Origin of the sequence: Parasegetibacter sp. NRK P23 (genome assembly GCF_023721715.1) — a bacterium.
Taxonomy (GTDB): domain Bacteria; phylum Bacteroidota; class Bacteroidia; order Chitinophagales; family Chitinophagaceae; genus Parasegetibacter.
In genome coordinates, this window is sequence record NZ_JAMDLG010000001.1 from 1,563,015 (window position 1) to 1,586,899 (window position 23,885).

The following is a 23,885-nucleotide window of genomic DNA, read 5'->3' on the forward strand; positions in this document are numbered from 1 at the left end:
AGTTTTAAAACCGGAGGTGCCTTACCGTTAGTCCGTCGTTGATGAGTTGTTTCAGGGAATCGATCCCAATTTTAAGGTGATTTTCCACGAATTTACCGGTGATTTGCTTGTCGCTTTCCTCCGTTTTTACGCCTTCCGGTATCATGGGCTGATCGCTCACCAACAGGAGCGCGCCGGTAGGTATTTTATTGTAAAAGCCTACGGTAAAGATGGTGGCGGTCTCCATATCGATCGCGTAAGCGCGGATGCGTTGCAGGTATTCTTTAAATTCTTCATCGTGTTCCCATACGCGGCGGTTCGTGGTATAGCAGGTTCCCGTCCAGTAGTCTACGCCATAATCGCGGATCGTGGTGGAAATAGCTTTCTGCAAAGCGAAGGCCGGCATGGCCGGTACTTCCGGGGGGAAATAGTCGTTTGAAGTACCTTCTCCGCGTATCGCCGCGATCGGCAGGATCAGGTCACCAAGTTTATTCCTTTTCTTCAACCCGCCGCATTTGCCCAGGAACAGCACGGCTTTAGGGGCGATAGCGCTGAGCAGGTCCATGATGGTGGCCGCGCCGGGACTGCCCATCCCGAAATTGATGATGGTGATGCCTTCGGCCGTGGCGCATTGCATCGGCCTTTCAAGCCCCACCACTTCCACCTTGTTCCAGGCGGCGAACAACTTCACGTAGTTGCTGAAATTCGTGAGCAGGATGTACTGGCCGAAGTTTTCCAGTTTCTCGCCCGTATAGCGCGGCAGCCAGTTGTTGATGATCTCTTCTTTCGTTTTCATCCGCGTGTGTTTAAGATCACCCAATTTACTTTAAATGTTTCAATTACCTTCGTTGCATGCTCCGTGTTACATTTCCCGACCATTCCTTCAGGTTAAAAAAAGAAGGGGAAAAAGAATGGATCTTCGATGAATTCAGGAAGATATGGGTCCGGTTAACACCCGAAGAGTGGGTGCGCCAGCATTTCCTGCATTTCTTTTCAGCAACCTTGTTGTATCCTGCTTCATTGATCGCAGTGGAAAAGGAAATGAAGCTCTTCGACACGAAGAAACGTTTCGATATCCTCGTGTACGACCGCAAGCACCAGCCCTGGATGATGGTGGAATGTAAATCAACAGATGTGGAACTGAATGCCCTGGTGTTGGAACAGGTGATCCGTTATAATATGGCGGTCCCCGTTACTTATATGATTGTAACGAACGGGTACTATACCCGTGGTTTTGAAAGAAAAAACGGTAAACTGACGGAATTGGAGGTATTCCCGGTTTTCCCCGGCACTAGCCTTCTAGGTGAATAGAGAACATGATCATGCGGGAGCTCATCCTGTCGATCACATTCGAGAACTTCAGGCTTTCATCCCGTGCATGAATATTTCCCAGCCCGTTGGATATCTTGATTTCCGGGGAGAAGATAAAACTCTGGAAATAGAAATTGAAACCGATGCCCGCTTCAATACCATAGTCCATTTTTTTGATCTTCACCAGGTCTTCGGCCTGGCGGGCACGGGCATTCGAGGCTAGATCATAGTCCATTTTTAACCCACCCAACATGTACACGCGGAAGTTACCAATACGGTCGGAGTTGAACTTCAGTTGCGCGGGGAAAGAAACGATCACCGATTCCACGGGTTTGGTGGTAATGGGTTCTTCCTCTTTGATTTCGTCCGGATATTTGAGGTGATAGGAAACGGATTTGGTCGCAAAAATGAGTTGTGGGTTAAAGCGGGCTTCAAACCTTTTCGTGAGGCGCGCGGTGGCCGAAAGGCCAAGCCCGAAGCCGCCGTTGTTCAGCGGTTCCGCCACCATAACCGAATCGTACTGGAGGAACCGGGGATGTTGGTTCAGGTGAAAGCGGCTGCTGTTGTAACCGAGGGTGATACCGAAATAATATTTTTTAAGATCGTGATCCGGAAGGTAAAGTTCTTTTTGCTGGCTATGACCCGCAAAAGAAGCGATCAGGAAGAAACAGGCGTAGAAGGCTTTTTTCCACTGTAAATTGTACATATTCCTAAGCTCAGCGGTTTCATTGCGGTGTCGCAATAACCGGTTTTGTTTAAAATAGTTATAAAATCCGGGCCTTCGGGGAATGCTTTCACGGAATCGTTCAGGTATTGATAGGCTTCCCTGCTTTTAGAAAAAAGCTTGCCAAACTGTGGCGCCACCAGTCCCATGTAAAAATTATACAGGTTCCGGAAGCCACCTGTTTTGGGTTTGGAAAATTCCAGGACGATCAGCTGGCCACCGGGGCGCAGCACCCTGTTCATTTCGCGGAGTCCTTTTTCGAGGTCTTCGAAGTTCCTTACACCAAACGCTACCGTTACCGCATCAAACGAGTTGTCGGGGTGGTTTATTGTTTCGCTGTCGCCGCTTTCCAGCCGGATGTATTTTTCCAATCCTTTGGTTTTCAGCTTCTTTCTGCCGAAATCCAGCATGCCTTCAGAGATATCAATCCCGATAATTTCGGTTGGTTTTAACATTTTCCAGGTCAGGATGGCTACATCGCCTGTACCTGTTGCCACATCCAGTACCCTTTTGGGCTGAAGGGGTTTGAGCAGCCGGATGGCTTTTCTGCGCCAGCCTTTATCGATGCCCATGGAAAGGAAGCGGTTAAGGAAATCGTAGCGGAACGCGATCTGGTTGAACATTTCGGCTACCTGCTTCTTTTTGGTGCTTTCCGAGTCTTTAAACGGCACTATCTCATCGTGGGGAAGCTTGTTTTGCATAGGGCGCAAAGGTAGGATATTATGGGAACGGGGAAGAGTGATGTTTAATTTTGGAGGTTGAATTTCTACAAAAACCAATCAATCGGTTCCAATCCGTTCGCGGCGAGGTAGGCGTTGGCTTTGGAAAAATGTTTGCAGCCGAAGAAGCCTTTGTCGGCGGAAAAAGGAGAGGGGTGGGCCGCTTTCAGGAGCAGGTGTTTGGTTTCATCGATCAGTACCTGTTTTTCATGCGCGAAACGTCCCCACAACATAAATACGACGTGTTTTTTCTTTTCTGAAATAGTTTTGATCACGGCATCCGTAAATTCCATCCAGCCCGATTTGGAGTGGCTGGCCGGTTCGTTTGCCCGTACCGTTAGTACCGCGTTGAGGAGCAGCACGCCTTGCTCTGCCCATTTTTCGAGTGTGCCATGGGAAGGGATGGGCATTCCGATATCAGCATGTAGTTCCTTAAAGATGTTCACCAGCGACGGTGGTGGTTTGATGCCGGGGGGAACGGAAAAACTGAGTCCGTGCGCTTGTCCGGGACCGTGATAGGGGTCTTGTCCGAGGATCACGACCTTTACGTTGTCGAAGCTGGTTTTATCGAATGCGTGGAAGATGAATTTGCCCGGAGGGTAGATGGTTTTGCCGGCCATTACTTCCATTTTGATGAAAGTGGTGACTTGCTGGAAGTAGGTTTTGGAGAATTCGTTTTTGAGTTGTTCTTTCCAGGAGGGGCCGATGTGTACTTCCATGCTGGCGGTGGTTTTAGGTGCAATCTAAGGATTATTTTTCACGCACTGCTTACTGCTTTGCAGTTCGCAGCGCACTGCTTCGTACCTCGCAGGAGCAAGGACGCAAGACGTTGTTTGTGTTTAGGGCGGTTGCTGGAGTAAGTTTTTTTATTTCTCGCCACGGCGCAAAGGCGCAACGTTGGAGCATTATTTTGTTGGTATCGCCTCACCCCCAACCCCTCTCCCCAGGGAGAGGGGCTTGTTTATCACCTTCCTTAAGTGACGTGTATATTAGAAGTTTTTATTTATTCATGTACAAAAACGGCTGTGAAATCCGTGCTATCAAAAGGTATTCTATCCACTTTCAAATACACGGCTACCGTAATAACCATTACAAATTCTTATTATGATGAAAACTAATCGCTGATTTCTTGCCCCTCTCCCACGGGAGAGGGGTTGGGGGTGAGGCACCTTGAACACGTGGCGCGTCCGTTTTCTAGGCTAAAAGTCACCAGCCTGAAGCAGCGCGACAAATACATCTTCCATTCCAACCAGCAAAAAACCAACCACTCCCCATAAAGCAGCCACGTAGCGTCGTTGCGCCGTGGCGAGAAAACATTCAACAGCAACAAGCACCTCAACCGCTCCTTGCGTCCTTGCTACTTCGCGTTGCGAGGTACGAAGCAATTGCGTGAAACCTTACTTTCCCAGATACCCCACCACGCGCCTGAAAGTCTCTTCCTCACTCAACTCCTCCGGCACAAATTTTTCGCCGATCACCTGCTCGTACAACTCAATGTAGCGTTGCGAAATCGTTTGGATCCATTCGTCACTCATTTCAGGAACGGATTGTCCTTCCTTGCCCATGAAGTTGTTGGCGATGAGCCATTCCCTTACGAACTCTTTGCTCAGTTGTTTTTGCTTTTCACCTTTTTGTTGCCTCTCTTCATAACCATCGGCATAGAAGTAGCGGGAAGAATCGGGTGTGTGGATTTCATCCATTAAATAAATGGTATCGCCGATTTTACCGAATTCATATTTGGTATCCACGAGGATCAGTCCGCGTTTGGCGGCGATTTCCTTGCCACGTTGAAAAAGGGCCAGTGTATACTTTTCAAGTTGAACATAATCTGCTTCGGAAACGATGCCGCGCTCGATGATCGCTTCTCTGGAAATATCTTCATCGTGTCCCACTTCCGCTTTGGTGGAAGGTGTAATGATGGGCGTGGGGAAGTAATCGTTCTCCTTCATGCCTTCCGGCATCGGAACACCACACAATTCACGTAAACCGGAATTGTAGGTGCGCCAGGCGTGCCCTGTGAGGTTTCCTCTCACCACCATCTCTACCCGAAACGGCATACACTTCTTCCCAATGGAAACATTGGGTGCGGGAGATGCTTCCAGCCAGTTGGGACAAATATCTTCCGTTGCTTTCAGCATGTATGCAGCAATCTGGTTTAAAACCTGTCCTTTATAAGGAATGGGCCTGGGAAGGATCACATCAAAAGCCGAAATCCGGTTCGAAGCGATCATCACCAGCAGATCATCACCAATCGTATATACATCACGTACTTTACCCTTGTAGAAGGCTGTTTGGCGGGGGAAGGAAAAATTACTCATGGCGCGAAGTTATATCTCCTACCCAAATACCCCAAAAAATACCTCTAACCTTCATGTAATCAATTAGTTTGGGGAAAAATATTTTTTTCATGCAACGGCAAACTAATTGTAAATTCAAGTATGTTTATTACCTAAACAAAAACTACAGTTATGAGAAAGAGCCTCCGTTACGCCTTCGCTCTGATGATGACTGCCTTTTTCTCGATTGCCGCCATTGCGCAGACTGCCACCATCTCCGGAACCGTGAAGCATGCTTCCAACGATGAAACCATATCCGCAGTTTCCGTGACCATCAAAGGCTCGACGATTGGCACCTTCACAGACGACAAAGGTTTCTTCCGGTTATCCACCAACCAGAAACCTCCTTTTATACTTGTTTTCTCCTCCATCGGATTTGAAACAAAAGAAGTGAATGTAACCTCGGTTACAGAGGAACTCTCGGTCACCATTACCCCAGGCGCCACTATCGGTGAAGAAATTGTGGTGGCCGCGTCAAGGTTACCCGAACGTATACTCGAATCGCCGGTGACGGTGGAAAGGGTGAATGCCGCTACCATCCGGAATATGCCAGCGCCCAACTTCTATGAGGGTATGGCCAACCTGAAAGGGGTGGATATGACCACTTCGAGCCTGACCTTTCGCACCGTGAGTACCCGCGGTTTCAACGGCAGTGGTAATCTCCGTTTTAACCAGTTCATCGACGGGATGGACAACCAGGCTCCTGGACTGAACTTCTCCGTAGGTAACGTGATCGGTATGACCGAACTGGATGTGGAAAGCGTGGAGCTGCTGCCAGGCGCATCTTCCGCCCTCTATGGCTCCGGTGGTATGAATGGTACTTTGCTGATGAACAGTAAGAATCCGTTCCGCTACCAGGGGCTGAGTTTCCAGATCAAGCAGGGGGCCATGCACACGGATGGAAGTCAGCGCGATATCTCACCTTACTACGATTGGGCCGTGCGCTATGGAAAAGCCTTCAACAACAAATTCGCCTTCAAACTCTCCGCCCAGTACATTCAGGCCCGCGACTGGCAGGCTGAAGACTTCCGCAACCTGGATCGCAACAATGTGTTCAGCGCCATCAAAAATGGTGACCGCAGTTCGGACCCTAACTACGATGGGGTGAATGTGTATGGAGATGAAGTGTCCTTCAATATGAGAACGCTTTCTTCGATTATTGTGGGAACGGCGCAGCAACAATATGTCGCGCAATACATGCAGGCTACAGGAAATATGCCTACGGCCACTCAAATTGACGCGTTTCTCAGAAGCGCGGGAAGTGGTGTTTCTCCATTCTACCTTGGCCTTCAGAACAACCTTATCCCCGATCAGAACGTTTCCAGAACGGGTTACAACGAACCTGATATGGTGGACTACGGCACTTATAATGTGAAGCTCTCCGGCGGACTGTATTATAATATAACGCCCAACATTGAAGCTTCCTTACTGGCTTACTGGGGAACGGGCACAACAGTATACACGGGTGCCGACAGGTATTCGCTCCGTAACCTGAAAATCGGTCAGTACAAGGCTGAAGTAAAAGGAAAGAACTGGTTCGTGCGTGCATACACGACCCAGGAAAATGCGGGTGAATCTTACAATACTACAGCGCTTGCAGCGTATATCAACGAAGCCTGGAAGCCTAGTTTAAGTACCAGTTCAGCCGCCGCGCTCGCGGGTTCCTGGTATCCGCAATACATTGGCGCTTACTTGCAGGCCGTGGGCAGCGCCGCGCCCAATCCACATGCTGTGGCACGTGCGTTTGCCGACCAGGGACGCTATATGCCCGGATCTGAAGCATTTGAAAGTGCCTATGACCGGCTGAGAAGAGTACCCATTTCACAACAAGGTGCACTGTTCGTGGATAAAACCGATATGTGGCAATACGATGCGCAACTGAACCTGAGCGAATACGTGAAGTTTGCCGACGTACTTGTCGGTGGCAACTACCGCCAGTTTATCCTCAACTCGCAGGGTACATTGTTTAACGATGATGAAGGCGCTATCAAAATAGGTGAATATGGCGGCTTCCTTCAAATCCAGAAAAAACTGCTGAACGATGTGCTGAAACTTACCGGATCGGTGCGCTACGATAAGAGTAAGAATTTTGAAGGGCGCTTCACACCCCGCTTCTCGGCCGTGGTAAAAGTGGCGGAAGAAAGTCATGTGCGCGCCAGCTTCCAGACCGCCTACCGTTTCCCTTCGACGCAGGACCAGTACATCGACCTGTTTACCGGCACCTCCACCCTGATCGGTGGACTGGCTGAAAGCATTGAAAAATACAATTTCGCATCCAATGCGCCTTACGATGCGGCCAGTGTGCGTCGCTTCAGGGAAACGCTGAATCCTGCCGTTCTTGTGCCGTACACCTTCTCTCCGCTGAAAGCGGAAACATCCAACTCCTATGAAATTGGATACAAAGGATTGTATGGTAAGAAGTTCCTGATTGATATGTACGCCTACTACGGCATCTACAAAAACTTCATCGGAAGAGTGGCCGTGATCCAGCCCCAGAACAATACACCTGCTTCCATCGCCAACCTCGCCATTCCCGCCAGACCATTCTCCAACAATTTCTCCTATCCGCAAAACAGTTCGGATGACGTGAAATCAATCGGCTACGGCATCAGCATGGAATACCGCATGGGCAAAGGTTACGCCTTCAACGGCAACTTCGCCAGCGATGAACTCAACGATGTACCCGATGGACTCGTTACTTTCTTCAATACCCCCAAGTACAGGTTCAACCTGGGTTTCGGGAACCCTGATTTCTCCAATGGGTTCGGATTCAATGTAAATTACCGCTGGCAGGATAAAGTGTATTGGGAAGGTACCTTCGGAACAGGAAATATTCCTTCCTACGGTACTATGGATGCGCAGTTGAGTTATCGTATCCCGAAAACGAAGAATCTCTTTAAGGTTGGTGCCTCTAATATGTTGAATAAGTATTACAGAAGCGCTTTTGGTAATCCTGAAGTGGGTGGGCTATATTATGTGAGTTTCGGGTATAACGTGTTTTAGGAAGCATTTCATTTATGGCCGTTGCGCCGTAGCGTCGTTGCGAGAAAAATACAATCTCTCGCAACGACGCTACGGCGTAACGTTTTGCAGAAAAATTGCACAGCGGGTAAATCACCCTTTCTTCAGCAACTCCGCTACCACCTTATCTATCGGCAACGTCACAGATGCACTGGAAAACATTTCCCAGTCGATAAAACGAAAAGTTTCAATTTCATTTTTGGACTCATACACTTTCAATTGCGTTTCATCAAAATCGAAAGGCGTATCGCGAAGCGCTACCGTAATGGGTTCCAGCGCTTTCACTTTGTAATAAATGGACAGTATCTGGTGTTGCGGATTGAAGGCGCTCATCTGGAAAAAATCGGTGGTATATAAATGTTCCAGCACTTCCACGCGCAGGTTCATCTCTTCCATAAATTCCCTGGCGAGGCAGTCGCGGGTTCCTTCCCCGAATTCCAGGCCACCACCGGGAAACTTGGTGTAATACCCGCCGCGGATGTATTCATCGGCCACGAGCACCTGCTTGTTTTCGTTGATGAGAATACCGTACACACGTACATTAAAAAGCGGCATGGGTCAGAATATTTTTTTACGGAGGAAAAACCAGCCCACCACCAGTGAAATGATGAGGGACAACAATACGGGAATATAAAAAGCGAAGGGAGAATCGGCGTAGGGGATGGGTACGTTCATGCCGTAAATGCTGGCCACCAGTACCGGGAATGAAAGTACGATCGTGATCACGGAAAGCCTTTTCAACACTTCGTTCTGGTTGTTGGCGATGATGCTGGCGAAGGCGTCCAGTGTACTGGTAAGGATGTTGGAGTAGATATTCGCCATTTCAAGGGCCTGTGAATTGTCTACGATAAGATCGTTCAGGAATTCTTTCTCTTCTTCATTAAGACCGAGGAAATTCGTGCGTTCCAGTTTTACGAGCAGCAGTTCGTTGGAGCGGAGCGCTGTCACAAAGTACACCAGGCTTTTTTGTATCCGCATCAGTTGCAGGAGTTCTTCGTTCCGGTTGGCATCGTAGAGTTTCTGCTCCAGGAGGTTGCGGCGGTGGTTGATTTCTTTCAGGTATTCGAGGAAGTTCTGCACCACTTTTTCGAAGATCTTCAGCACCATCATATTCCTTTTATCGGGGTGACGGTTCTGGAAAGTATTGAGGAACTTTTTGATGGCCGCGTTCTCAAAGGAGTTCACGGTCACGATCTGGTTATGGGTTAAGATAATACAGATCGGGATGGTGATGTAGTACGCGTCGCTGTCGTTGAAAGAGTTGTTTTCGGTAGGTGTTTTGATTACAATGAGTTTCACATTGTCTTCTTCTTCGAAACGTGTTCTTTCATCGATATCCAGTGAGTCGGTGAGGAAGTCGAGCGGTATTTCCAGGTTCTCCGACAGCTCGGTAAACTCTTCCTGCTTAAGCGGGGGCAATACGTTCACCCAGGCGCCTTTTTCGGCGCGGTCGATGGCGAAGGTCTGGCTGTCAACTATCTTGAAATACTGGATCAATGGTGGTTAATTTTGGATTTTGTAGGATGAATTTTATCCTACAAAATTTATATTCAAATACTAATGCTTCCTTCAAATACCCTTTCCGCCGGGCCGCACAGCCAGATGTTGGAGAAGTCTTCTTCCCCATGTTTATCATATTCAACACTGAGGGTGCCTCCTTTGGTAGAGACTTCCACGCGGTTGAAGCCGTTGTCGTTGTGGGCGGCCACCAAGGCTGCCGCTGTTACCCCTGTTCCGCAGGAATAGGTTTCATCTTCCACGCCGCGTTCGTAAGTTCTGACCCGTATGCTGTCGTCGCCCGTGATCTCGAGGAAGTTCACGTTGATGCCGTCAGCAGCGAAGTCTTTGCTGTAACGGATGCCGCGGCCTTCTTCGAATACGTTGATCTCATCCGCGCTGGGCACGATCTTCACGTAATGCGGAGAGCCGGTTTGGAGGATCTGGTCACCGAAATATTCCTTCACGCCATGCACGTCGATCATTTTGAGGTTTACCCAGCCTTTTTCAGTAACCACGGCATCGTGCGGGCCATCAACGGCGAGGAAATGTATCTTGCTTTTCCGGAGCCCCAGGTCCCAGGCGAATTTTACCAGGCAACGCCCGCCATTGCCGCACATGGTGCTTTCCCGGCCATCGGCGTTGTAATATTTCATGTAAAAATCGTAACCTTCTTTAGTGTTCAGCAACATCAGTCCATCCGCCCCGATGCCGAAGCGGCGGTCGCAAAGAAACTGCACCTGTTCGTTAGAGAGTGTATCGTATTTACCGTCCCTGTTGTCGAGGATCACAAAGTCGTTCCCGGTACCCTGGTATTTATAGAAGCTGAGGTGCATATTAATTTTGAATTTTGGATGTTGAATGATGAACGGAATTCGTTTTTAGGCGGATTCATTATTCGGCATCGCTGTATCACGGTTTTATTCAACAATATATTTACGAAACAAATTTCTTTCTCATTTCAAATTTAAAGCAACATACTGCAATCGGGCCTCCATCATCCAACATCCATCATTCAAAATTATGGATTACAGATTCGCTCTAACGCCTCCTTAATCAGCTTTTCCATCAATCCCTGCCCGTCTTTGGTGAAGGTTTTGGCTACCCTGTTGGCCACGATGGCGCTGAGGGAAAGGCAGCGGTGACCGAGCATTTTCCCTAACCCGTAAATGGCCGATGTTTCCATTTCGAAATTGGTGATGCGGTGTGGCCCCATACTGAAACTGGTAAGCCTGTTGATCAGTTCCGGCTGTGCCAGCCCCAGGCGGAGGATCCTGCCTTGCGGACCGTAGAATCCCGGACAGGTAACCGTAATGCCATGGTGAAAATCTTCCCCCACAAACTTCTTCAGCAGACCCGGTGCCCCACCTGAAATATAAGGATGCGCCACGCGGTGGTGCAGTTGCGTTTGTGTAACAAAAGCCTGTAACAATTGTTTTTCCTCTTCGTGCTCTTCGTGGCGGTAGAAGTGCAGGAGGTTATCAAGGCCCAGCCCATGGGTGGAGGCCACGAAACTATCTGCGGGAATATGTTCCTGGAGCGAACCGGAAGTACCGATGCGGATGATGTCCAGCGTGGTGATTTCCGATCTGATGGTTCGTGTTTCCAGGTCGATGTTCACCAACGCATCGAGTTCGTTGAGTACGATATCAATATTGTCGGGGCCGATCCCGGTTGAAACAACCGAGATGCTTTTGTCGCCGATAAACCCTGTATGGGTCACGAATTCCCGGTGCTGGCGGGTATATTCCACTTTGTCGAAATGCTTGCTCACTTCGCGTACCCGGTCGGGGTCGCCCACGGTAATAACAGTTGGGGCCAGTTCTTCCGGCCTCAGGTCGAGGTGGTACACGGCGCCGCGTGCGTTGATGATGAGTTCGGAATCGCCAATCCTTTGCATAACGTGCGTTAAAGTAGCACAAAATTATGTTTTTTGGGAGATGGCTCATATTATTGTTTATCAAATAATTGGAAGGAGTTTTTTTGTTTTCCGGAAATTCTCCTACTTTTGCCGTCCTGCAAAGGATAATGGTTCCATTGTCCGCCACCTGGCGGATAGGCAGAATCTAAAAAATGGTTCCGTGGCCGAGTGGCTAGGCAGAGCTCTGCAAAAGCTCGTACAGCGGTTCGAATCCGCTCGGGACCTCAGAAAATGATCACTGAAAGGTGGTCATTTTTGTTTTTAGGCATCAAGCACCATAAACCCACCGTTTTTTACGCATTCGTTTGCGTTGCTTTACTCTTTTTTAAAGCCGTAATTTGTTTTAAGCTGTACTTTTTCCACTAGGATAGTACAGGAAGGCCATTTCTTAAAAGCCCCTAACTTTAAAGGGAATTGCGTTGCTTATATGAACATCAGGACCAGCCGGACCATAAAACTTATTATCGCCTTAGCAGGCATTGCAGTTATTGCAGGGATTTTCTTCCGCGATTCCCGGAAGGTGGATTATAATGCAGAAGTGAAACCATTACTCAATAAGAAATGCATCTCTTGCCACGGCGGTGTAAAACAAAGCGGTGGCTTCGGACTGCTTACCCGTGAACAGGCGCTGCAAAAAACTGAAAGTGGTCACCCGGCCATCGTCCCCGGCGATGCTTCGGCCAGTGAATTCATCAAAAGGCTATCGCATCCCGATCCGGAATCCAGGATGCCCATGAATGCCGATCCGCTTTCCAAAGAAGAAATAGCCCTGCTGGAAAAATGGATCGACCAGGGCGCGCATTGGGACGATCACTGGTCGTACCTCCCTGTGAAGAAGCCTGAAGTGCCCGAACCGGGATTCTTTTCCTTCTTCTCCCCTAAAAAAGAATGGGCCCGCAATGAGATCGACTTTTTTACTTTCGATAAAATGAAGGAGCATGGCTTGGAACCTTCTCCCGAAGCGGATCAACGCACTTTGTTGCGGCGGGTGAGCCTCGATCTTACCGGGTTGCCGCTGCCTGAAAAAGCACAGGCTCCTTTTCTCGCAGACAATAGCGCCAACGCTTACGAGAAACTGGTGGATACATTGCTGAACTCACCCCGCTTCGGTGAACGATGGGCCGCGGTATGGATGGACCTCGCCCGTTATGCAGATTCCAAAGGGTATGAAAGGGATGGTGCCAGGCCCATCTGGCGCTACCGCGACTGGCTGATCAATGCTTTCAACAGTGATATGCCTTACAACCAGTTCCTGGTAGAACAACTGGCAGGCGACCTGCTGCCGGATCCCACCGATGCGCAGTATATCGCCACCGCCTTTCACCGCAATACACAAACCAACGATGAAGGCGGTACCGATAACGAAGAATTCAGGAACGCCGCACTCATGGATCGTGTGAACACCACCTGGGAAGCCGTTCTGGGTACCACTTTCTCCTGCGTGCAATGCCATAGCCACCCCTACGACCCCTTCTTTCATGAAGATTATTATACTTTCCTCGCTTTCTTCAACCAATCCGGAGACGAGGATTCGTATGAAGATTATCCGGTACTGCGTTCCTTTCACGGCGCAGACAGCGCTCGTGCCGATTCGCTGATTGCCTGGATGAAACAGGCGTACCCCAAAGCTCAATCCGGATACTGGACCAAACTCCTGCGTACCTACCAGCCCGCCTATAATTCAGTCACCTGCGACGATTTCAACGGTGCCGCCTTGCTGGATACAAAATGGCTGGGCATGAGCAATAACAGTACGGCCAGGTTGCGCAAGGTAAACCTGGACGGTGCCCGCCAATTGATCGTTCGGTATGCTACTGGTTTCAAACAGGCGCAATGGCAGATCAGGCTCGATAGTGCGAACGGGCCTATCCTCACTACCATACAACTTCCCGCCACCAAACGTTGGGAGATACACCGCTTTGATGTCCCGCCGGTGCAGGGCACGCATGACCTGTATTTTGTATATGCTACGCCTGAACTGAAAGGCAATACGGAAAGCTTCGGGGTAAATTTCAGCTGGTTCAGTTTTGCACCCGCTTTTCCGGCAGACTTCCCGGAAGAACAATACCTTGCTTTGCTGAATGCCCCTTCAGAAGTGGTTCCTGTTATGGTGGATTTTCCCCAAAACATGCAACGGAAAAGTTTCCTCTTTGAAAGAGGGAACTGGTTGGTGAAAGGAAAAGAAGTGCAGGCCAATGTACCGGTGTACCTGGGCGCCCTGAAAGGGAATACGCCCAAAACCAGGCTGGACATGGCCCGGTGGCTCACCAGTACACAAAACCCTTTAACGGCGCGTGTGATGGTGAACAGGTTATGGGAACAACTCTTCGGAAGAGGAATCGTGGAAACCGTGGAGGATTTCGGCTCACAAGGTTTCGCTCCCACACATCCGGAACTACTCGATTTCCTGGCCTGGGAGTTCATGCACAACCACCAATGGAGCATAAAGAAAACGCTGAAAAAAATGGTGATGTCGGCCACCTACAGGCAACGGGCGGAACTGCGTACCGCCGACGTGGAAAAAGACCCCGATAACCGTTTCCTGGCACGGGGCGCAAGGGTGCGGCTGAGTGCGGAACAGATACGGGACCAGTCGCTGGCCGTGAGTGGTTTATTGTCTTATAAAATGTACGGACAAAGTGTAATGCCTTACCAACCTGATGGCATCTGGCTGGCACCCTGGGACGGCGCGAAATGGACCAAAAGCGAAGGGGAGGACCAGTACAGGCGGGCCATCTATACATTCTGGAAGCGGGGCAGCCCATATCCTTCCATGATCGCTTTCGACGGGGCCGCGAGAAACGTATGCTCCGCACGTAGAATACGCACCAACACACCTTTACAGGCATTGGTATTGCTGAATGATCCCGTGTATGTGGAAGCGGCGGAAAAACTTGCGGAAAAGATGAGCCAAAGCGGCAGGCAATTGAAGGAACGCATCGCAGCCGGTTACCGTATGGCCATGGGTAAAGAAATTTCCATCGAAAAAAGAGCCGTGTTTGAAGCGCTTTACCATAAGGCAATCAATGCTGTGGAGGGGAAAGGAGATGAGAAAGAAAAGGAGGCGCTGAAACTGGTGGCGAACGCTTTGTTGAATATGGATGAATTCATTACAAAATCCTGATGTGGCATGCAAAAGAAACCAACGGATAATATTCATGAAGAAGCGCTGAAACTGGGAATGCAGTTTCAGACGAGAAAGCATTTCCTGAAGCAATGCGCCACGGGAATGGGGCTTTTCGCCTTCGGATCGCTCCTCAATGGTTGCGATCTTTTCTCCGGGAATACGTCGTCGGGTATCATGGACCTTTCCAACCCCCTCGCACCGAAACCGCCATTGTTTCCGGGCAGGGCCAAATCGGTGATCTACCTGCATATGGCCGGCGCTCCTTCCCAACTGGAACTCTTCGATTACAAGCCCGACCTTATGAAACTCGACGGATTGGATTGTCCCGCTTCTTTGCTGGAAGGAAAACGTTTTGCATTCATAAGAGGCGTGCCCAAAATGCTGGGTCCGCAGGCCAGTTTTCAGCAACGTGGACAAAGCGGCGCCTGGGTTTCAGAACACCTGCCTCATTTTGCCGGCGTGGCCGATGAAGTTTCCTTTCTGAAAGCAGTACATACCGATCAGTTCAACCACGCACCCGCCCAACTGCTGATGCATACGGGAAGTCCGAGGCTCGGCAGACCCAGCATCGGCGCCTGGGCCACCTATGGGTTAGGTTCTGTGAACAGCGACCTTCCGGGATTTGTGGTACTTACTTCCGGCGGTAACAATCCCGATGCCGGTAAAAGTGTTTGGGGCAGCGGTTTCCTGCCCTCCGTTTACCAGGGCGTGCAGTGTCGTTCGGAAGGAGAACCGGTGCTGTACCTGAAAGATCCGCATGGGGTGGACCGTGAAATGCGTAAGGCGTCAATCGATGCGATCAATAAAGTCAATCAACTGGAATACGAACAGTTCAAAGACCCCGAAATCCTTTCCCGGATCGCGCAGTATGAGATGGCCTATAAAATGCAGATATCCGTTCCTGAAGTGATGAACATCAATGATGAACCTGCATATATTCACGAAATGTATGGCACTGAGCCGGGAAAACTGTCTTTCGCCAACAATGTGCTCCTCGCCAGGAAGCTGGTGGAAAAAGGTGTGCGCTTCGTCCAGTTGTTTGATTGGGGATGGGATGCGCACGGCACCGATGCCAACCTCGCCATTGATGTGGGTATGATCAACAAGTGCCGCCAGATCGATAAACCCATCACCGCCCTGCTCCTCGACCTCAAACAAAGAGGACTGCTGGACGAAACACTGGTGGTATGGGGTGGAGAATTCGGCAGAACGCCCATGCAGGAAAACCGCAACGGCAAAACATTGCCCTTCAAAGGAAGGGACCACCACACCGAGGCCTTCACCATGTGGATGGCCGGAGGCGGCATCAAAAAAGGACATACCCATGGAGAAACGGACGAGATCGGTTATGCGCCGGTAAGCGGAAGGGTATCCGTGTTTGACGTGCAAGCCACCATCCTCAACCAGCTTGGCTTCGACCATGAAAAACTGACCTACCCCTTCCAGGGAAGAAACTTCCGGCTCACCGATGTGGAAGGAGAAGTGATCAAACAAATTATTGCCTGACCCCATAACCCTCTACGAATGTCCGTTTCCAGAAGAGATTTTATCGCGAAATCAACAGTGCTCGGCAGCGGTGCTTTGTTGCCTTCCACGCTTTTCTCAAAAGATGTCCCTAAAATTCCATCCGCCGTTCCATTGTATGTATTGGCTACCAACTGGGGCTTTAAAGGCAATTGGGACCAGTTTTGCAACGCGGCGAAGCACTCGGGCTACGATGGGGTGGAAGTGTGGGCGCCACCGGAAAATGAAAAAGATGCTTTTCTTTCAGCCGTCCGGAAATACGAATTGAAATTCGCTTTTCTCGCGGGCGCCTCTGAAAGCAATTTCAGTAAGCACCTGGCACAGTTTGAGCAGAACCTCGCTTATGCCGCTTCCATGAAACCATTGTTCATCAACTGCCACAGCGGAAGAGATTATTTCCCGATGGAAGAGGGCAAAAAGATTTATGCGCATACAAAGGAAGTCGCGCAAAAAACCGGTATCCCGATTTACCATGAAACGCACCGTTCCAGGTTGCTTTTCGCTGCGCACATTGCCCGGAACTACCTTGAAGCCGTTCCTTCCCTTGAATTGACATTAGATATCTCGCATTGGTGCAACGTGCACGAGTCGTTGCTCGACGACCAGCCGGAAGCGGTGGCGCTTGCAATAGAAAGAACGGCGCATATACATGCCCGTATCGGCCACCAGGAGGGGCCGCAGGTAAACGATCCACGCGCACCGGAATGGAGCAGGGTGGTGGAGAAACATTTTGCCTGGTGGGATGCCGTTGTAGCGGCACGGACCAGGAAAAAAGCACCCTTCATCACGTTCACCACGGAGTTTGGCCCGGCCAATTATATGCCCACGCTTCCTTATACCAAACAGGAAATCGGCAACCAATGGGAGATCAACGCTTACATGAAGGACCTCTTGCAAAAAAGGTATAAATAGTACACATTGAACAACAGCCTCGTTTTTATAGGAAGGTTCCATCCTTTGCTGGTCCATTTACCCATTGGCATATTACTGCTGGCGGTGTTCTTCCAGTTCCTGGCCCTGCGTCCGCGTTTCAAACCGCTGCGTGCAGCGCTTCCGCTGACCTGGCTCGTTGGAGCGGCAGGCGCTGTTCTTTCCTGTATTTCCGGCTATCTGCTATCCCAAAGTGGCGGTTATGATGAAACCACACTTTCTTTGCACCAGTGGCTCGGAATTGCCACGGCTGCATTGGCGGTAGGGGGATATTGGCTGAGCAAAACCGGTCGGGCACAGAAATGGCAGTTGGTAACAGGCGGGCTTATACTCCTGCTGCTGACAGGCGCGGGGCATTATGGCGGAACGCTCACACATGGCGCGGATTTTCTAATGGCAGCGGTTTCTGAAACCGGTGAAGATGCTCCTAAACCTATAGCAGACATCAACGAAGCCATTGCATATGCTGATGTGATTGAACCCATATTTCAACGAAAATGTACCAGTTGCCACAATGCGGGTAAAAAGAAAGGCGGCCTTCAGTTACATACACCGGAACTACTGATGAAAGGTGGAAAAACAGGTGCCGCATTGGTTGCCGGGGATGTGGAAAAAAGCGAACTCATCCGGCGCGTATTGCTTCCGGTGAGTGATGAAAAACACATGGCGCCCAAAGGAAAACCACAAATCACGGAGCAGGAACTGAAGTTGCTGTTGTGGTGGATCAGGGAAGGTGCTTCTTTCACCGCGAAAGTGAAAGCATTGAAGGCGGATGAAAAAGAACAGGCTTTGCTAACGGCATTGCAGGGAGAAACCGGGGACGTGCAGGAATCGAAAAATGTTCCGGACAAAGATATTCCAACCTCAACCGTGCCGCAGGCTCCGGAAGAAGATATAGAGGCAATAAAAAAGACGGGCGCTTTATTGATGCCGGTTTCCACATCAGGTAATTATCTTTCGCTGCGTTGCCTGAACGCGCCGGAATTTGGTGATGTGGAAGTGAAGTTGCTTGCGCCATTATCGCAACAACTCGTATTTGTTTATTTCAACGGGTCACGGATTACCGATGCCGGATTGAAAACGATGCCTGTGCTGCCCAACCTGGTAAGGTTAGGCCTGGAACATACTGCGATTACAGATGCGGGGTTGAAAGCACTCACCAGGTTTCCATCGTTGAAATACATCAATTTGCACGGTACAAAAGTTTCTGCAAAAGGCCTGCTGGCTTTAAAGGGACTGCCATCGCTCCGTGAAATAACGGTATTCCAGACAAATGTTTCGCAGGAAGAGGTGCAGGCGCTTCATAAAGAATTTCCTGGCGTTAAGATAGAGGTAGGTGGTTATATACTTCCCAAACTCGCATCAGACACGGAACGGCTATCTGCACCTTATAAAAAAGAATAGCAATATGCATATAATGGAACCGATCCGTTAAAATACGGATAGTGGTTTTTGAAGGCATCGCATAACTTTACAAAATCATTTACAACATATAGGAATAGCGTCAATACAAAATCGTACATCAAAATTTTTGAACTTAAAAGATCATGCGTATACTTAGTTTTCTACTCTCCGTTTTATTAGCTTTTGCTGGCTTTTCGCAAACGAATCCGCGGGAGCGCAGGCTTTTGGATGATGGGTGGAAATTCCATTTTGGGCATGCGGGTGATCCTTCGAAAGACTTTAATTATGGCATAGCCAACCTTTTTGCCAAAACAGGCAGGGCGGATAAAACGCCGATAGAGGCTAAGTTCAATGACAGGGAATGGAAAAATGTAAATCTTCCCCATGATTGGGCCGTAGCGCTTCCTTTCGTTAACGTAAAAAACAATGATGTACTGGCGCATGGTTACAAACCTGTTGGCGGGTTGTTTCCCGAAACCAGTATTGGTTGGTACAGGAAGAAGTTTACTGTTGCAAGAGCGGATTCCAGCAACAGGTTTTCCATTCAGTTTGATGGTATTTTCCGGGATGCGAAAATATGGCTGAACGGATTTTACGTAGGAAACAATGAAAGCGGATATGTGGGTGAAACTTTTGACGTAACGGATTACCTGCACTACGACCGCGAAAACCTGCTCGTGTTGCGCGTGGATGCCACACAATATGAAGGATGGTTTTATGAAGGCGCGGGTATTTACCGGCATGTATGGCTGAACAAATACCACAATACGCATATCCGTGAAAATGGCGTTTTCGTTCATGCAAAGCACGAAGGAAGCAATGCGCTTGTAACAGTGGAAACTGAACTGGTGAATAAAGCATTGACACCTGCAGATGTTTCAGTGCAGGTATACATCACGGACCGGAACGGCAGGGAAATGGCACGTTCCGCAGCTTTTCCGGTTGCCCTCGGAATACTTGGGACAGAAAAAGTTGAACAGAACATTCCGGTGAATACCCCCCGGTTATGGTCAATCGAAGATCCATATTTGTACCGTGCAATAGCCGTTGTGAAGCAGGAAGGAAAAGTGATCGATTCCATCAAACAAAGATTCGGTATCCGGACGGTCACCATTGACGCGAACAAAGGATTATTCCTGAACGGAAAGCAGGTGAAACTGAAGGGGACCAATAACCACCATGACCATGCCGGCATTGGGACAGCGCTTCCTGATGCCATGCACTACTACAGGATAAGGCGGTTAAAGGAAATGGGCTCCAATGCCTACCGTACTAGTCACAACGCGCCGAATCCTGAACTGCTGGATGCCTGCGACAGCCTGGGGATGCTGGTGATGGATGAACACCGTTTACTGAACAGCAGTCCGGAGTACACCAGCCAGTTGGAACGTTTGATCCGCCGCGACAGGAACCATCCCTCTGTTTTTATGTGGTCCATCGGAAATGAAGAAGGATATGTTCAAACCAATAGCTTCGGCAGAAGGATCGGACAATCGTTGCTGATGCTCCAACAAAAACTTGATCCCACACGCACCAGTACTTACGCGGCTGACCTTGCGAACTTCCGGCGGGGAATCAATGAGATAATTCCTGTTCGCGGGTTTAATTACAGGGATTCTGCTGTAGCGGCTTACCACAGAGATAATCCCGGCCAGCCAATTGTAGGAACGGAAATGGGGAGCACCGTTACCACACGTGGTATTTACAAGGTGGATACGGTGAATGCTTATGTGCCGGACCAGGACATCACTTCTCCCTGGTGGGCAAGTACAGCTGAAGAATGGTGGACGCTCGCCGCCGTGAATGATTACTGGATGGGGGGATTCATCTGGACAGGATTCGATTACCGGGGAGAACCCACGCCTTACGAATGGCCCAATATCAATTCCCATTTCGGCGTGATGGATGTGTGCGGCTTTCCTAAAAACATCTACTATTACTACAAATCCTGGTGGAGTGATGAAGATGTGGTACACATTTCCCCACACTGGAACTGGAAGGGAAGAGAAGGGGAGCCAATAGAAGTCTGGGTAAACTCAAATGCGGAACAGGTGGAACTTTTCCTGAACGGGAAAAGCTTTGGAAAAAAAGATATGCCCCGGAACCGGCATTTGAAATGGATGGTTCCCTACAAAGCTGGAAAGCTGGAAGCGATAGGATGGAGGAAGGGAAAAAAAAATAAGGCAGTGGTGGAAACAACCAGTGCGCCCGATAAACTCGTCCTTCAGTCGGAATTCACTATGTTAGATCAGGGCGAAAATAACACTGCTGTCGTTAATATTCATGTGATAGATGCAAAAGGAAGAACCGTGCCGGATGTGAATGAACTCGTCACTTTCACATTATCCGGCCCTGGTAAAATCATTGGAGTGGGCAATGGAGATCCAAGTAGTCATGAGCCGGACCAATATAGTGAAGGAGAAGTTTGGAAACGGAAGTTGTTCAATGGGAAATGTCAGGTGATTGTGCAGGTGGAAAAAGGAGTTGGAAAAATAACACTTGAGGCGAAATCGGCTGGTATAAAAGCAGGGATGATAAGTTTTGAGGTGAAGTGATCATGGAATGCTTACCTGGTTTGGGCAGGAGCAATAGCAGTAATTTTGTGTGCTGCCATGCTGCGGCAAAGGAGTAAGTCAATAAAAGAAAAAATAATTCAAGGAAAGGAACAATCAGATGAAAATGAATATTCGTAGCATACTTACCGGCATTGTATTTTTCATGTGTTCCGGTTACACTATTGCGCAGAAAGTATTTAACGTAGAGCAACCTGACTTTGCCAAAAGTCCTTTCACTGGCATGATGCGCCAGCACTGGCTTAATGCGGCGCATTACCTGCTGGATGGCGCGTTCACGCATGTAAGCGCCATCAACGATCCCATGGTGTTTCCCAAACAACCAGGGGTGAGTTATCCGCGCAATGGTGTGCATACGCCTACTGAAATGCTGGAGGGCCTTTGCCGCACCTTATTCGTGGCTGTGCCATTGCTGAAGGAAGATTCTAACCTTACCATTAAAAATATCCGCGTAGCAGATTACTACAGGTTACACATCGGGAAACTGCTGGATTCCAACAGCATTACTTTTATCAAACCCCGCGCAAAAAACGGCGGCCCTTCGCAAACACTGGTGGAGTTCGGCGCGTTAGCGGTGTCTTTGTTCGCTATTCCTGAATTACTTTGGCAACCACTTACCAAAGCACAACAGGATGCCCTCGCGAAAGTGATGATCAGTTATGGCGATGGTCCAACCGTTCCTTCCAACTGGAAGTTCTTCAACATCTTCGTCTTGAGTTTTTTCAAGGATAAAGGTTATTCCGTAAACGAAAAATTACTCACGGAGTACCTCGATAAAACATTGGAGCATTACCGTGGCAATGGTTGGTACAATGATAATCCCGCTTATGATTATTACAGCATGTGGGCCTTTCAGATGTACGCGCCTTTGTGGTCGGAATTCTTTGGTAAAAAATATTACCCGGCATACGCCGAGCGATTCGCTGCTAATTTCAGTGAAGTGAAAAACAACTACCCCTACCTGTTCAGCAGGAACGGGGAAATGATCATGTGGGGCAGAAGTATGGCGTATCGGTTTGGGGCCATTGTGCCCTTCCCACTGATGGGCATGAAGGATGATCCGGGTGTGAATTATGGCTGGATGCGCAGAATTGCTTCCGGGACGTTGCTGCAGTTCCTTCAAAACCCATCTTTCCTGGAAGATCAGGTGCCCACACTTGGCTTCTACGGTGCCTTTGAGCCAACGGTACAATCTTACAGTTGCAGGGGAAGTGTTTACTGGATGGGAAAGGCTTTCCTGGGATTACTCATCCCGAAGAACAGCAGGTTCTGGACCGAAACGGAAAACGAAGGTGCCTGGGCTGGGGAAATGAAGAAAGGGCAGGTGTACAATAAGTTCCAGGACAGTTCTAAAATACTGATTACCGATTATCTCAACATTGGGGCCTCGGAAATCAGGGCCTGGTGTCATGTGGAATATGAGAAGTCCTGGGAGAAGTTCCGCGCCAGCGAGAATTACAACCGGCTTTCTTACAACAGCGCGTTCCCCTGGCAGGCCGATAGCGTAAGCGGTGTGGTGGCCATGAACTATATTTTCAGGAACGCCAAAGCGGAATGGGAACCTTTACGGCTGTTCACTTTTAAAAAATTTGAAGACGGCGTTTATTACCGAGATGTAGTATTGGAAACGAACCGCGAGGTTCAACTGAACCTGGCTGAAATGCCGTTGCCCAATGGTATATTACGCGTGGACAGGTATGCGAGTTCGGTCCCTGCTGAAATGAGGCTGGGGCACTATGCGCTGCCCAAACTTAAAGGAGAGATCAAAGAAAAAAAGAAAAACGTAAATGGTTATACCGTGCACATTATCGACAATGGCGTGTACCAGCTGGCTATGATAACGCTTTCAGGCTGGCAGCAAATGCAAACCATCGCCACCACTGGCGTACACCCGGTAAGCAAGGAAAGTAAGGTGATCAACGCACATACAACTACGGACAATGCTTCCCTCAACCAGTTGTACGTGACATTAATGCTCTGGAAAAAATCAGGAGAAAAATGGCGGAAGAACGAACTGCTCCCGGTAGAAGTAACGGCAAGAGAGCATGGCGCAGCCGCTGAATTACGTTTCTTTGATGGTGTGGTGCGGAAGATCCGGTTCTAAACGGATACCCGCTTTTGGAGATAGGTTGGGCACAGTTGCCTTATCTCCTTTTTCAGAAAATAACGCCAAAGGAACCTGATACCTGCATGTGCCATGTTACCAATTAAAGCAATCCAACTGTTCTGGAACAATGGTGGTTCCAATGACGGTGGTTTACCCGCTGGCAAAGGATGTAATCTTTGCGCACCTTTAGTTATAGACCAGAAATATAGCCTTTTCACTGGAGAAAAGTTCCTGGTTCACCCGGTTGAACCTCTAATAAATGGGAAAATGCAACCACTTCTGCCCCACATCCCGGTATCGGGCTACTGAGTATTAGGAGAGGGCGGCTGGTATAAATGGAGAATCGGCTATCAAAACTACATCAGATAAAGGACGGTAAGTCTTTGTTTTGCAGTCACCTGATTTGGTGATTGTAGCTTATCGTATATTTTACAAACTTTGCAATTTGCCAATCATGGTCACCATTTGCGGCCACAACAGCGAAGCAGCACCATCTTGCTTTCCGCCATGCCTGAACTTAAAGTGGAGGATTCGCCCTATCGCTTCTAAGAGGTGTGAGACATGAATCCTGATGAGCAGCTAAATCGGCATTTCCTCATCCATATCCTGATGCAAACCAAACTCCGTATCCGGGCAATAGATATACACCGTTTGGTGATTGTGTGCCCTTCCGTTATGGTTGAAATTTGTGGCCTCTAATCAAATTATTTAG

The 23,885-nt window shown here is 49.0% G+C and carries 17 protein-coding genes and 1 tRNA gene; 9 read left to right on the plus strand and 9 right to left on the minus strand.

Annotated elements, in window-relative coordinates:
• Positions 1–4: 4 nt before the first annotated feature.
• The gene (locus M4J38_RS06305) at positions 5–775 is read right to left on the minus strand and encodes an AMP nucleosidase (RefSeq protein WP_251758692.1); all 771 of its coding nucleotides are present in this window, start codon (positions 773–775) and stop codon (positions 5–7) included.
• A 56-nt stretch (positions 776–831) separates the two neighbouring features.
• On the opposite strand from M4J38_RS06305, the gene M4J38_RS06310 reads away from it, so the two are divergent.
• Positions 832–1,290, plus strand: coding sequence for a type I restriction enzyme HsdR N-terminal domain-containing protein (locus tag M4J38_RS06310; protein WP_251758693.1), 459 nt, complete (start codon positions 832–834; stop codon positions 1,288–1,290).
• On the opposite strand, the gene M4J38_RS06315 is transcribed toward M4J38_RS06310, so the two are convergent.
• The 4 genes from M4J38_RS06315 to M4J38_RS06330 all read right to left on the minus strand — a co-directional run bounded on the left by M4J38_RS06315 (position 1,271) and on the right by M4J38_RS06330 (position 5,051).
• Positions 1,271–1,996: an outer membrane beta-barrel protein gene (locus M4J38_RS06315; protein WP_251758694.1), complete on the minus strand. Its 726-nt coding sequence runs from the start codon at positions 1,994–1,996 to the stop codon at positions 1,271–1,273. The genes M4J38_RS06310 and M4J38_RS06315 overlap by 20 nt on opposite strands.
• Positions 1,948–2,715, minus strand: coding sequence for a bifunctional demethylmenaquinone methyltransferase/2-methoxy-6-polyprenyl-1,4-benzoquinol methylase UbiE (gene ubiE / locus M4J38_RS06320; RefSeq protein WP_251758695.1), 768 nt, complete (start codon positions 2,713–2,715; stop codon positions 1,948–1,950). The genes M4J38_RS06315 and ubiE overlap by 49 nt, the downstream gene beginning before the upstream one ends.
• 65 nt (positions 2,716–2,780) lie before the next feature.
• The gene (gene ung, locus M4J38_RS06325) at positions 2,781–3,452 is read right to left on the minus strand and encodes a uracil-DNA glycosylase (RefSeq protein WP_251758696.1); all 672 of its coding nucleotides are present in this window, start codon (positions 3,450–3,452) and stop codon (positions 2,781–2,783) included.
• A gap of 678 nt (positions 3,453–4,130) precedes the next feature.
• Entirely contained in the window at positions 4,131–5,051 is a 921-nt protein-coding gene (locus tag M4J38_RS06330) for a phosphoribosylaminoimidazolesuccinocarboxamide synthase (RefSeq protein WP_251758697.1), read from the minus strand.
• Positions 5,052–5,201: 150 nt separating this feature from the next.
• Between M4J38_RS06330 and M4J38_RS06335 the strand changes: the two genes are divergently transcribed.
• Positions 5,202–8,072, plus strand: coding sequence for a TonB-dependent receptor (locus M4J38_RS06335; RefSeq protein WP_251758698.1), 2,871 nt, complete (start codon positions 5,202–5,204; stop codon positions 8,070–8,072).
• A 111-nt stretch (positions 8,073–8,183) separates the two neighbouring features.
• Here M4J38_RS06335 and M4J38_RS06340 read toward each other — a convergent pair whose 3' ends face one another.
• The 4 genes from M4J38_RS06340 to M4J38_RS06355 form a co-directional block, all read right to left on the minus strand.
• Positions 8,184–8,645: an NUDIX domain-containing protein gene (locus M4J38_RS06340; RefSeq protein WP_251758699.1), complete on the minus strand. Its 462-nt coding sequence runs from the start codon at positions 8,643–8,645 to the stop codon at positions 8,184–8,186.
• A gap of 3 nt (positions 8,646–8,648) precedes the next feature.
• Positions 8,649–9,587: a magnesium transporter CorA family protein gene (locus M4J38_RS06345; protein WP_251758700.1), complete on the minus strand. Its 939-nt coding sequence runs from the start codon at positions 9,585–9,587 to the stop codon at positions 8,649–8,651.
• A 53-nt stretch (positions 9,588–9,640) separates the two neighbouring features.
• The gene (dapF, locus tag M4J38_RS06350) at positions 9,641–10,423 is read right to left on the minus strand and encodes a diaminopimelate epimerase (RefSeq protein ID WP_251758701.1); all 783 of its coding nucleotides are present in this window, start codon (positions 10,421–10,423) and stop codon (positions 9,641–9,643) included.
• 185 nt (positions 10,424–10,608) lie between these two features.
• Positions 10,609–11,487: a nucleoside phosphorylase gene (locus tag M4J38_RS06355; RefSeq protein WP_251758702.1), complete on the minus strand. Its 879-nt coding sequence runs from the start codon at positions 11,485–11,487 to the stop codon at positions 10,609–10,611.
• A gap of 175 nt (positions 11,488–11,662) precedes the next feature.
• Between M4J38_RS06355 and M4J38_RS06360 the strand changes: the two genes are divergently transcribed.
• The 7 genes from M4J38_RS06360 (at position 11,663) to M4J38_RS06390 (ending at position 23,170) form a co-directional block, all read left to right on the plus strand.
• Positions 11,663–11,733 (plus strand) — tRNA-Cys (locus M4J38_RS06360).
• A 202-nt stretch (positions 11,734–11,935) separates the two neighbouring features.
• Positions 11,936–14,632, plus strand: coding sequence for a DUF1553 domain-containing protein (locus tag M4J38_RS06365; RefSeq protein WP_251758703.1), 2,697 nt, complete (start codon positions 11,936–11,938; stop codon positions 14,630–14,632).
• 6 nt (positions 14,633–14,638) lie between these two features.
• Positions 14,639–16,141 (plus strand): DUF1501 domain-containing protein, encoded by a 1,503-nt coding sequence (locus tag M4J38_RS06370; RefSeq protein WP_251758704.1) that lies wholly within the window; start codon positions 14,639–14,641, stop codon positions 16,139–16,141.
• A gap of 18 nt (positions 16,142–16,159) precedes the next feature.
• On the plus strand, positions 16,160–17,071 hold the full coding sequence (locus tag M4J38_RS06375; RefSeq protein ID WP_251758705.1) for a sugar phosphate isomerase/epimerase: 912 nt from the start codon (positions 16,160–16,162) through the stop codon (positions 17,069–17,071).
• A 6-nt stretch (positions 17,072–17,077) separates the two neighbouring features.
• On the plus strand, positions 17,078–18,493 hold the full coding sequence (locus M4J38_RS06380) for a c-type cytochrome domain-containing protein (RefSeq protein WP_251758706.1): 1,416 nt from the start codon (positions 17,078–17,080) through the stop codon (positions 18,491–18,493).
• Positions 18,494–18,636: 143 nt separating this feature from the next.
• Complete coding sequence (gene galA, locus M4J38_RS06385; protein WP_251758707.1) at positions 18,637–21,048, plus strand: beta-galactosidase GalA; 2,412 nt, start codon at positions 18,637–18,639, stop codon at positions 21,046–21,048.
• A gap of 124 nt (positions 21,049–21,172) precedes the next feature.
• Positions 21,173–23,170: a DUF2264 domain-containing protein gene (locus M4J38_RS06390; protein WP_251758708.1), complete on the plus strand. Its 1,998-nt coding sequence runs from the start codon at positions 21,173–21,175 to the stop codon at positions 23,168–23,170.
• Positions 23,171–23,885 lie beyond the last annotated feature (715 nt).